Raw genomic sequence first — 11,163 nt, 5'->3', positions numbered from 1 at the left:
ATAGCGAGGGAGTTGCCTCTCAATGACGATGAGGTCAAGTTGCTCGGAGAGATAATAAGGGAGGAGTTGAAGTTTCTTGTGAGAAATAACATACTGCCCACACCAAGAAATTATGTATCAACATAAGAAAGGCAAAACTCATAAGTTTTTCTTTATCTCTCTCTTGTATGCCCAGTAAAAAATTATAGCTCTGAGGGTAGTTTCAATACTCATGAACACCCAAGGGACTATTGGGCTGGGTAGCAATTTCAGAAATATAATAGAGGGGATTATTCTAAAGAGCCAAAAAGAAGAGAAGTTTACCACAAGGGGTATGTGGGTTTTACCCATGCCTTTTAGAGAGCCTGAGAATATGCTGGCGTAAGCCATCTGGGGTTGAGAGAGGGCTACTATAACAAGATAGTAAACCGCATAATTTATCACCTCTTTGTCTCTTGTAAATATGAGGGAAAATTGCTGAGGAAACAAAGCTATAACAAGTCCTATTAAACCCATTATAAGGGCAGTGGTATGGGCACTAACTCTCACGCCGTAGTCAAGCCCTTTAAAGTTCTTTGCTCCGTAGTTCTGTCCTGCTAAGGTGGTGGAAGCTATCATCATGCCAAAACCTATCATAAAGGAAAGACTCTCTACTCTTAGTCCTATTTGATGCGCTGCGAGAGCCTTGTCTCCAAACTGGGCAACAAGACCCACAAAGATGTTAAAGGAAAGGCTTGTAAAGCCTCTCTCTATGGCGGTAGGCGTGCCTATGCGAAGCATTTGAAGGAGTATGTCTTTTCTTAGGCTTAATTTGACAGGAAAGGGCTTTCTGTGCTTTGCGTAAAGGTAGACATAAAAGGCAAGACCCACTACTTCCGATAAGGCTATACCCCAGCCTGCACCTGCAACTTCAAGTCTTGGAAAGCCAAACTTACCGTATATTAGAAGGTAAGCGGAGCTTATATTGACCACATTCATAAGAAGGGCAACCTTGAAGGGTGTTTTTGTGTCTCCGTATCCGTTATAGCCTGCATATATGGCGTTGGTGATAAAGCCAATGGTTATAAAGAGAAATACGGGTTCTAAATATTCTCTTGCGAGGCTTGCCACAGTTTGAGATGCTCCAAAGGTAAGCATAAGGTAGGAAACCAAGTCCTTACCCCAGAAGGTAAGAGGGAGTGCTATTAGGAAGGAAAGAATAATGCCCCAAAGGAGTGCAGGTGATGGGTCTTTGCCAGCTCCAACCCTTTGGGCTACAAGCACAGATGTCCCTGTATAGGCAAGAGCCATAAGGGAGTATATAAACCATAGCATGCTGGCGGAATACCCAACTGCAGCGACCGCAGAGGCGGATAGTCCGGAAACCAAAATTACAGAGAAGGCACTCTCTACTGTGTATAGCAAGTTTGACAAAATTATGGGGAATGCCAGCTTTAGAACTTTACGTGCGACCTTTAACTTACCTTCTGAAGGGTCTATGAGCACTCTGTTATGGGACATAGGTTCTCATTACCTGCATGGTTTTTTCGTAGCCAAGCTTATATAGCTCATCCGCTTTCAAAAGGCTAAGTGGTGAATAAGAGTATAGTTCAGGCTCTATTAAAACATTACATAGCTCCTTTCTTTTGTCTGCGTTAGACCTAACCGCCAAAAGGAAACTCCGCACAAGAACTTGAAAGATATTTCCCACCTTTTCCAGTGGCGTATTTGGGTTCACATCAACACCCACGAGTAACCCTTCCATCCCAAGAAGAGGTTCAACAGGTAAGTTGTTGGTTATGCCACCATCTACGAGAAGGTAATTCTTATACCTTATAGGTTCAAATATGCCAGGTAAAGCACAGCTACCTAACAAAACTGGAAACAGGCTCCCACTTTTAAAATACAAGGTTTTGCCACTCTTGAGGTCTACCGCACCGATAAAGAGCCTTTTCTTTAACCCTTCTATACTGTCTGTAGAAAGCATATTCCTAAGATACTTTTCCGCATCCCTAAGGGATATTAGCCCAAGCATTGGCACAGTGGGTCTAAGGTATCTGAGCCAGTCCCTTGACTTTACAACCCTTAGCATTTCTTCTGGAGTGTATCCATCGCAGTAAAAGGCACCCACCAAAGCTCCAGCACTTACACCGCTCACCGCAGATATCTCAAAGCCCAGCTCCTCAAGAGCTTTTATTACGCCTATATGTGCTATGCCACGAGATGCTCCGCCAGAAAGTGCAAGGTTAACCTTCATGTATTAAAAGGATAGTGCAAAAACAGGCAATCCCGTCTTCTCTACAAAACCCTTCTCTTGTCTTTCCCTTTATTGAAATATTCTCCGGTGCTATTTCCAGCATCCTTGAGAGGTTTTCCTTTATGGCATCCTTGTAAGGTGCTATCTTAGGTTTGTCCGCCACAATAACACAGTCAAGGTTTATAAGGCGATAACCTTTTTGCCTCATTCTATTTATAGCCTCTTGGAGAAAAACCTTAGAATCCGCCTTTTTCCACCTTGGGTCCTTATCGGGGAATATCTGCCCTATGTCGGGTTCACCCAATGCACCAAGTATGGCGTCAGTTATAGCGTGGAGCAAAACATCTGCGTCTGAATGTCCCTTTAGTCCAAGAGGGAAATCAATAACTACACCACCGAGCTTTAATGGTTTGCCTTCTTCAAAAGCATGTGAGTCAAAGCCAAGTCCTATTCTTATGTTCATAACAGTTTAATATAAGTGGAAAATCCCTTTTGATAACACATTTTTTATGTAGATTGCGGACTCTTAACAGCCTGTGCTAAAATCTTAACATGTTTCAGATTGACCTATCAGGTAAGACCGCCCTTATAACAGGCTCTACTCGTGGAATAGGAAAAGCCATAGCCCAGTATCTTGCAAAGGCAGGTGCAAGGGTAATAATAACAGGGAGAGACCAAGGTAGAGCGGAAGAGGTAGCAAAGGAAATAGCACAAACTTACGGTGTAGAAACCCTTGGTGTTGCCATGGATATGTCCGAAAAGGACTCCATAACCTCTGCCTACGAAAGGATAGAGTCCCTTTTTGGTGGAGTAGACATACTTGTAAACAACGCAGGCATAACAAAGGATAAGCTCTTTTTGAGAATGTCCCTTGAAGACTGGGAAGAAGTCCTTAGAGTAAACCTTACGGGAACTTTTCTCATAACCTCCCTTGCGGTAAAGGGTATGCTTAAGAAAAGATGGGGTAGGATAGTAAACATATCCTCTGTGGTAGGCTTTACCGGCAACATAGGGCAGGTAAACTACTCCTCTACAAAATCCGCACTCATTGGGTTTACCAAAAGCCTTGCCAAGGAGCTGGCAAGCAGGAACATAACTGTCAATGCGGTAGCACCGGGCTTTATAGAAACGGATATGACTTCAGTGTTAAGCGATGAGCTAAAGCAAGCCTATCTAAAGAACATACCACTTGGTAGGTTTGGAAAACCAGAGGATGTGGCGGGCGCGGTGCTATTTCTGTGTTCAGACTATGCCAGCTATATTACCGGTGAAGTCCTGCATGTAAATGGTGGTATGTATTAACTTTTTTGTATGCCACTGTGCTATATAGCCTTTGGGAGCAACGTAGGGGACAGGCTCAATTACATAATAAAAGCCTTGGAGCTTCTAAAGGGTTATGGCTCAATAAAAAAGGTCTCCACACTATACCTTAGCCAGCCATGGGGCAAGACAGACCAGCCAGTTTTTATAAATGGCGTCCTTGAGTTTGAAACAGAGCTTAACCCTATAAGACTTCTTGAGATTTTGAAAAACATAGAAAGACAGGCTGGTAGGAAACCAAGAGAAAGGTGGGGACCAAGAGAGATAGACCTTGATATATTACTCTATGAAAACCATATTTTGATGCTTAGCTTTCTCCGTATTCCACATCCTTACCTTACAGAAAGAGACTTCTTCCTTTTTCCACTTCTTGAATTAAACCCTAACCTTATACATCCCGCAAGCAAGGTCAAACTTCAAGAATACGCAAGCAGGCTTGAAAACAACCTTACTCCCTTTGCTTGCCTTTTACCATTTTAATTCACTCCTTTTGGCATAAGTCTGAGGTTTTGCTTGGAAAAAGTCCGTCTTTGTGTCATTTATAGTCCTAAACTGGTCTATCCATTTCATAGGGTTTTCTGTAACTTCAGGATACAGGGGCTTGTAGCCAAGTTGAGTAAGCCTAAGGTTAGAGAGATACTTTATATACCTGTCTATAAGATAGTCATTAAGACCCAGTATCTGGTTTTGTGTGACATACTTACCCCACTCTATTTCCTTCTCTGTGGCAAACTTGAAAAACTCATAGACCCACTTTTCAATCTCTGGAGTGAAAAGCTCAGGCTGTTCTTCTTTGAGGGTTAAGATTATGTTCCTAAAGAGGGTCACATGGGTTAGCTCGTCTCTGTTTATATACTTTATCTGCTGAACGGTGTTTCTTACCTTTCCCTGTCTTCCAAGGGTATAGAAAAAGGCAAAGCCAGAGTAGAAGTATAGGCTCTCAAGCACATAGTTGCCAAAGAGCGCCTTTATAAAGTTTTCCTCAGTGGGCTTTCTTATAAACTCGTTATATAGCTCTGCGATTACCCGATTTCTCTCCATAAGAACCTTGTCCTGCCTCCAGTAGTTGTATATCTCGTCCGCAACCCTCGGGTCCACGACGCTTTCAAGGATAAACTGGTATGAATAGCTGTGCAGTGCCTCTTGAAACTCTTGAGAAGTAAGAGCCATAACAAGCTCCGGTGCGGTAATATAGCGTGCAAACTCCTTTAGCATGTTTACCTGATACGAATCAAGAGCTATCAGAAAGGACAATACCATTTCGTAGGCTCTCCTTTCATACTCAGAGAGCTCTTTTTCATACTGCTTCCTATCTTCGTGCATAGGAATCTCTTCTGGTATCCAGAAGTTGGTAAAGCCCATAGTCTTATAAAGGTCAAAAGCCCACTGATACTTGACGCTGTTTAGTTCCATTATGTTGGTAGGATTTCCGAAAACTATTCTCCTCTTTGATGGCTCTCTGTCTCCTTCTGGGTTAAAAATTATTGTCCTCTCCATGTTTTACCTCCTTAGGTGGAACAGCTTTCACACTCTTCTATATCGGTAATGGACTTGCTTCTCGTATAGTATATGGTTTTTAGACCTAACTCCCAAGCAAGTTCATAAAGCCTTGATAGTCTTGGACCATCTATGTTCTCTGGGTCTATGTAGAGATTAAGGGACTGCGCTTGGTCTATCCATTTTTGTCTAACCGCAGCAGCCCTTATGACCCACTCCTGGTCTATGTTGTAAGCACTTTTGTAGTGCCAGAAGTATTTATCTATCTCTGGTGGCACTTGAGGAAGTATTCCAGACATGTTCTCTTCCTTGTAATACTTGGCGAATATGGGGTCTACCGATGGTGTTGCACCCAGTATAAGGGATGTAGAGCCTGTGGGCATCACCGCAATAAGGTAAGCATTTCTCATACCATAGGTTTTCACCTCCTGTGCGAGAGCTACCCAGTCAAAGCCATTTTTAGAAATCCTTGTATTTTCCTCTGCGCTCCTACCAAAGAATATACCCTTGCTCCAGTCTGAACCTTCAAAAAGCTCATACCTTCCCCTTTCCCTTGCCAACTGCATTGAACCCTTTATAGCATAGTAAGCCAACCTTTCAAACAGGGCATCTGCAAACTCAAGGTGCTCCTCTGACTCCCACTGTATGCCATGCTTTACAAGACAGTAATGGTAGTTGCTTACCCCTATACCTATTGACCTGTATCTTTTGTTTGTCCATTCCGCCTCTTTTATGGCGTAGAAGTTCATACTTATCACATTATCTAACATCCTCACAAGCAGTGGCACAACCCTTTCCATGTCCTCCTTTGTGTAGACCTTGCCAAGGTTAACAGACCCAAGATTACAAACTACCACATCTCCAGCCTTCTTCTTGTGAACTATAATTCCATCCTCTGTAAGCGTATCCTCTATGTGGATAGTTGTAGACATGTTTTGCACTATCTCATGGCACAGGTTAGAGCTGTATACCATACCACAATGCTTGTTGGGGTTTAGCCTATTTGCGGTATCCCTAAAGAATATGTATGGCTCACCGGTTTCAAAAATCACCGTCAAAAGCCTTTTCCAAAGTTCAAAGGCATCCACTTCCTTCTTTGCATGAGCTGGCAGTTCCCTTTCCAATTTTTCATAAAGCCTTTCAAACTCCTCTCCATAGAAATCTTCAAGGTTTTTACCATCCTTGACCTTCTTGCAGTAATAGGGGTCAAGCAAAGTCCACTTTTGTCTGTTTTTAAGCCTTTTCATAAAGAGGTCTGGTATGGCTATAGCCGGATGTATATCGTGAGCCTTTTTCCTCTCATCTCCCACGTTGGTCTTTACCTCAAGAAAATCCAAAACATCCTTATGCCATATATCAAGGGTTATGGAAGCAGAACCCTTTCTCATACCAAGCTGGTCCACATATATCATCACATCGTTTAGAATCTTCACCACAGGAAGCACTCCAGAGCTTGCACCTTTGAACTTTCTAATAGGAGCACCCGTTGCCCTTATTTTGCCCAAGTATATACCAAGACCGCCTGCAAACTTGGATATCTGCCCAGCCTTTTGCACGTTATCAAAGATATCATAAAGGTCGTCATCCACCGTTAACACAAAGCAGGAGCTAAGCTGTGTATGAGTCCTGCGTGCGTTCATAAGGGTAGGAGTTGCCAAGGATATCTCATGCTTACTCATAAGGTCATAAAAGAGCTTTGCATACTTTAGCCTTTCCTCCTTCTTCTCCGGTATAGCCAAGGTCATAGCCACAAGCATATACATTTCCTGAGGAAGCTCCACTATGTTTCCCTCTTCGTCCCTTACCAAATACCTGTCTGCGAGCACCTTTATGCCCGTGTAGTTAAAAAGCAGGTCTCTATCAGGGTCTATATACCTTGCAAGGGTATTAAAGTCTTCTTCCGTGTATTCCCTTAGGAGATAATCCCCGTATATACCCCTCTCCGCATAGGTCTTGACAAGCCTGTAAAAGCTATCTGGGTTATAGGGTTTGTATTTACCGTTTATCTTGTCCTTTACCTTGTAGCCTCTGATGTGTCCTACCTCCTTGTAAAGGTCATAAAGAAGTAGCCTCGCTGCCACATACTGCCATTGGGGTGCTTGAGGTGAAACCTTCTCCGCTGCAGTCCTTATAAGGAGCTGTTGTATTTCCTTTGTGCTTATTCCATTTCTGAACTGTATCTTGGCATCCAGCTCAAGCTCCATAGGGTCAACATCTATTCCCCTGCAAGCAAATTCAATAACTATGCGTATTTTGGAAATGTCCAAAGACTCCTTTCTTCCGCTTCTCTTGACAACATACATAAGTTTTCCTCCTTTTTTTGTATTCCTTAGGAAGGGTCTTAGTTTAATACTTATAGATACCGCATAGCAAGTTCAGAGAGCTTTGGAAAGTCGTAGCTTGGTTTCATGCACTCTTAGTATGGGTTCTTCCATAAAAACAAACCTGTCATTCCAGTCTTAGGTAAGCTATAGCCTCTATATGATAAGTATTGGGAAAGTTGTCTACCATCCTTACACTAATCAGGTTATAACCACCCTTTACCAAGACCTTTAGGTCTCTTGCTAAAGTGGTAGGTTCGCAGGAGACGTAAACCACCTCCTTAGGTTTGTTTTTTAAGATGAGTTTTGCTTCACCCTCCGAAAGTCCAGACCTTGGAGGGTCCAGAAAGAGCAAATCTATCGGCTCTCCTGCATGCTTTTTTAGTGCCTCAAAACCACTTTCATGTTGAAAGCTCACATTGCTTACAGAGTTTATCTTTGCATTGTATTCCGCATCTTTTATAGCGGACCTATTAGTATCGTAAGCAAGGACAAAGTCGGAGCTTTCTGCCAAGAAAAGGCTAAAAAAACCTATACCACAGTGTAATTCAAGTACCTTATTATATCTTTCCTTAGGCACTGCGGAGTTGACAAAAGACTCCCAAAGAAAGTGGTTAACTTGAATGAAGGAATCCATACTCGTCCTATACTTGTACGGACCTACCTTTACAAAGGTAAAATCCCTACCCAGGTGATAGAGTCTATTCTCCGTATAAACCCCTACACCTACCGTTTTCTTGGGAAGAAGGTTATCTATGAGCTTTTTTAGTTTTTCTTTTGGGAAAGGTTTTTCTAAGAGGAGTTTTATCAAAAATTCCTCCTCATGAGGAGAGTAGAAAACATGTATTTCTCTTAAACCATCTACCTTTTTTGCAAGCTCTTTGAGAGAAGGAATAAGGTCATTTATGGCAGGATGAGCAACGGGGCACTCCTTTATCTCCACTATATTATGGCTTCTTCTTTCAAAGAAGCCTAACTTCCCTTCAGAAACCTTAAACTGAACCCTTACCCTATAGCCAAACTCTTCAGAAAACAAGGAAGGTTCAAGTCTCTTTAGCTCCAGCTTTCCTATTCTGTTTAGGGTTTCAAGAAGTATTTCCTCTTTTGACCTTAGCTGGGCTGTATATTCCATATGTTGAAGTTGACAGCCTCCACAGACTCCAAAATAGGGACATGGAGGCTCTCTCCTTAGAGAAGATTGAAGTATAACCCTTTTTGTCCTTGCAAGAAGGTAGTCTTTCTTTTCTTGGAGGGTTTGAATTTCCACCACTTCACCGGGAAGTGCATAGTCCACGAGGACTGCTTTCCCTTCCTTTTGTGCAAGACCATAACCACCATAAACGAGCTTCTTTATGTAAAGGCTTTCCTGCGAGTTCATGACAGTCTCGTTAAAGCTTCAAAGTCCTCTTCCGACATAACATCTATATACCACCCTGTGAGTTTATTTGCCAATTTCACATTTACACCATGTTTACCTATGGCAAGAGAAAGCTTGTCCTTTGGCACTGCCACCTCAGCCCTTCTGTTCTTTCTGTCAAGCCTTATCTTTGACACAGGAGCGGGAGAAATACTTCTTCTTATTAGCTCTTCGTCATCTGAGGTCCACCTTATCACATCTATTCTCTCACCAGAAAGCTCTTCAGATATGGGAGCTATCCTTGAACCTCTTATACCAACCACCACACCTACAGGGTCAATCTTAGGGTCTTCGGAATGCACAAGCACCTTTGCCCTTTCACCCGGCTCTCTCACTATGGCTTTTATCACCACATCACCTTTTGCGACTTCTGGAACTTCATGCTCTATAAGCTTTTTTAGAAACTTAGGGTGCGTTCTGGAAAGTATTATTTCATACTTACCCTTTTTTCTATTTACACTAAGAAGTAAAGCCTTTAGTCTACTTCCTTGCTTGTATTCTTCCTTTCTAATCTGCTCCCTTTTGGGTAATATTCCTACAACCTTGCCAAGGTCTACGATTAAATCTCCCTCTTCCGTTACCTTTCTCACTATACCGAATACTATTTCTCCCTCCCTTTCTAAATACTCCAGGTATCCCCTCTCTTCTTCTGCTTTATCCAACTCCCTCAAGAACTCCTCCTTTGCTGCGTAAGCTGCTATTCTGTTTATGTCCTCTGTTGATATATCTAAAGGGAGTTTTACCGTTTCACCGTTTTTCCTCCTTACCATGTAAACCCTTATCTGGTCATCCTCAAGGTCCACTTCAAGCTCTTCTTTTAGCTTTCTGTCTTTTTTTATGGCAAGGGCTATGGCATTTTTGAGAGCCCTTTCCACAATCCATTCTGGAAGGTTTTTGTCCTTTGCTACTTGTTCTATGAGTTTTCTTAGGTTCTTTACCATCTTTCTATCTCCAAATTAGCCCTTGCTATTAAAGAAAGAGGTATATAGTATTCCTTATCCGTTTCCTTCTCCCTAAGTTGAAGAATACCTTCCTTAATACCCTGTATGTATCCCTTCATATCCCTCTTGCCTTCTATAGGCTCTCTAAGTATAACCCTTACAAGTCTTCCTTGGAAAAACTCAAAGTGAGAAGGTTTGGTAAGCTCCCTTGTGAGCCCAGGTGAAGATACTTCAAGCACATAAGACACGGGTATTATATCCTCCACATCAAGTAAGGCACTTATTCTCTTGCTTACTTCTTCACAGTCTCCGAGGGTAATACCGCCCTCTTTGTCAAGGATTACCCTTAGCACCCATCCCCTTTCAGACTTGAACTCTACATCAAAGAGTTTATACCCCATATTTTTCACTATGGGCTCTATCATCTCCTTTACCTTTTCCGCTATGAGCTTTTCTTGCAAATGCATGATTTTACAATTATAGCACTGTATAATGTTCTTAGTATGGAAGTTGAAGCAGTGATATTAGAAGTAAGGAGGGTGCTAAAGGGGAAGGACGAAATAGTGAAATACTCTTTGGTATGCCTTCTTTCCGGCGGACATCTTCTATTGGAAGACGTGCCAGGTGTTGGGAAAACAACACTTGCACTTTCTATAGCAAAAGTCTTAGGCTTGTCCTTTGCAAGAATTCAATTTACAAGTGACCTACTACCCTCAGACATACTTGGAGTGACCCTTTACGACCAAGCAAAAAAGTCCTTTGTTTTCAAAAAGGGACCAATATTTAACAACCTCATACTTGCGGACGAGATAAACAGAGCTACACCTAAAACACAGAGTGCACTGCTTGAAGCAATGGCAGAGGGTAAGGTTTCTGTTGATGGAATAACCTACGAGCTTCCTCAACCCTTTTTCGTGATAGCTACCCAAAACCCTGTAGAACAGCATGGAACATATCCTCTACCAGAATCTCAACTGGACAGATTCAGCATGAAGCTTAGCCTTGGATATCCAGACATGGAAACAGAAGCCCAGATACTTAGAGGAGAAAATCCCCTTGAGAAGGTTGAGAGGTTAAGGACGGTGGTAAAGACCCAAGATATTATATCTTTCATGGAAAATATAAAAAAGTGCTATGTATCTCCAGAAGTTGCACGCCTTGCGGTGGAGATAGCCCACATTACCAGACAGCACCCAGATATAATCCTCGGTGTATCAACAAGAGGTCTTATACACCTAACGAACTGTGCCAAAGCTTTGGCTTACGTTAAAGGCAGGGATTTTGTAGTCCCAGAGGACCTTTTTGAACTTGCGCCATATTGTCTTTCTCACAGGATAATAACGAGGGATAGCAGGCAGGCGGACCAAATAATAGGGAACATAGTTGAACATCTTAAAGCAAGGTTTAAAACTTAACGATTTTTTCATGGAAAACGATGTATAATATAGACAT

The 11,163-nt window shown here is 42.3% G+C and carries 11 protein-coding genes; 3 read left to right on the top strand and 8 right to left on the bottom strand.

Translation table 11 applies throughout. The features are described from left to right. Positions 1 to 138 precede the first annotated feature (138 nt). Genes WKI49_01395 through ispF form a run of 3 tightly spaced genes read right to left on the bottom strand, consistent with a single transcriptional unit; the run spans position 139 to position 2,678 of the window. Positions 139 to 1,479 (bottom strand): MATE family efflux transporter, encoded by a 1,341-nt coding sequence (locus WKI49_01395; GenBank protein ID MEJ7621156.1) that lies wholly within the window; start codon positions 1,477 to 1,479, stop codon positions 139 to 141. Beyond that, positions 1,469 to 2,215 (bottom strand): patatin-like phospholipase family protein, encoded by a 747-nt coding sequence (locus tag WKI49_01390; protein MEJ7621155.1) that lies wholly within the window; start codon positions 2,213 to 2,215, stop codon positions 1,469 to 1,471. Before WKI49_01390 ends, WKI49_01395 begins: the two co-directional genes overlap by 11 nt. After that, entirely contained in the window at positions 2,205 to 2,678 is a 474-nt protein-coding gene (gene ispF, locus WKI49_01385; GenBank protein MEJ7621154.1) for a 2-C-methyl-D-erythritol 2,4-cyclodiphosphate synthase, read from the bottom strand. The genes WKI49_01390 and ispF overlap by 11 nt, the downstream gene beginning before the upstream one ends. Positions 2,679 to 2,776: 98 nt before the next feature. Between ispF and fabG the strand changes: the two genes are divergently transcribed. Continuing rightward, complete coding sequence (gene fabG / locus WKI49_01380; GenBank protein ID MEJ7621153.1) at positions 2,777 to 3,517, top strand: 3-oxoacyl-[acyl-carrier-protein] reductase; 741 nt, start codon at positions 2,777 to 2,779, stop codon at positions 3,515 to 3,517. 9 nt (positions 3,518 to 3,526) lie between these two features. Continuing rightward, positions 3,527 to 4,015: a 2-amino-4-hydroxy-6-hydroxymethyldihydropteridine diphosphokinase gene (folK, locus tag WKI49_01375; GenBank protein ID MEJ7621152.1), complete on the top strand. Its 489-nt coding sequence runs from the start codon at positions 3,527 to 3,529 to the stop codon at positions 4,013 to 4,015. Here folK and WKI49_01370 read toward each other — a convergent pair. The 5 genes from WKI49_01370 to rimP all read right to left on the bottom strand — a co-directional run bounded on the left by WKI49_01370 (position 4,004) and on the right by rimP (position 10,178). Beyond that, positions 4,004 to 5,032 (bottom strand): ribonucleotide-diphosphate reductase subunit beta, encoded by a 1,029-nt coding sequence (locus WKI49_01370; protein ID MEJ7621151.1) that lies wholly within the window; start codon positions 5,030 to 5,032, stop codon positions 4,004 to 4,006. The two genes, folK and WKI49_01370, sit on opposite strands and share 12 nt — an antisense overlap. Before the next feature lie 11 nt (positions 5,033 to 5,043). Next, the gene (locus WKI49_01365) at positions 5,044 to 7,335 is read right to left on the bottom strand and encodes a ribonucleoside-diphosphate reductase subunit alpha (GenBank protein MEJ7621150.1); all 2,292 of its coding nucleotides are present in this window, start codon (positions 7,333 to 7,335) and stop codon (positions 5,044 to 5,046) included. A 145-nt stretch (positions 7,336 to 7,480) separates the two neighbouring features. Continuing rightward, positions 7,481 to 8,731: a class I SAM-dependent RNA methyltransferase gene (locus WKI49_01360; protein ID MEJ7621149.1), complete on the bottom strand. Its 1,251-nt coding sequence runs from the start codon at positions 8,729 to 8,731 to the stop codon at positions 7,481 to 7,483. Beyond that, positions 8,728 to 9,711, bottom strand: coding sequence for a transcription termination factor NusA (nusA, locus tag WKI49_01355; protein MEJ7621148.1), 984 nt, complete (start codon positions 9,709 to 9,711; stop codon positions 8,728 to 8,730). Before nusA ends, WKI49_01360 begins: the two co-directional genes overlap by 4 nt. Beyond that, positions 9,705 to 10,178 (bottom strand): ribosome maturation factor RimP, encoded by a 474-nt coding sequence (gene rimP / locus WKI49_01350; GenBank protein MEJ7621147.1) that lies wholly within the window; start codon positions 10,176 to 10,178, stop codon positions 9,705 to 9,707. The genes nusA and rimP overlap by 7 nt, the downstream gene beginning before the upstream one ends. 36 nt (positions 10,179 to 10,214) lie before the next feature. Here rimP and WKI49_01345 point away from each other — a divergent pair, with 36 nt between their 5' ends. Further along, positions 10,215 to 11,126 (top strand): MoxR family ATPase, encoded by a 912-nt coding sequence (locus WKI49_01345; protein ID MEJ7621146.1) that lies wholly within the window; start codon positions 10,215 to 10,217, stop codon positions 11,124 to 11,126. Positions 11,127 to 11,163 lie beyond the last annotated feature (37 nt).

Source organism: Aquificaceae bacterium, from assembly GCA_037722135.1.
GTDB classification, from domain to species: Bacteria; Aquificota; Aquificia; order Aquificales; family Aquificaceae; genus Pampinifervens; species Pampinifervens sericum.
This window is presented reverse-complemented; position numbering and strand designations above follow the sequence as displayed.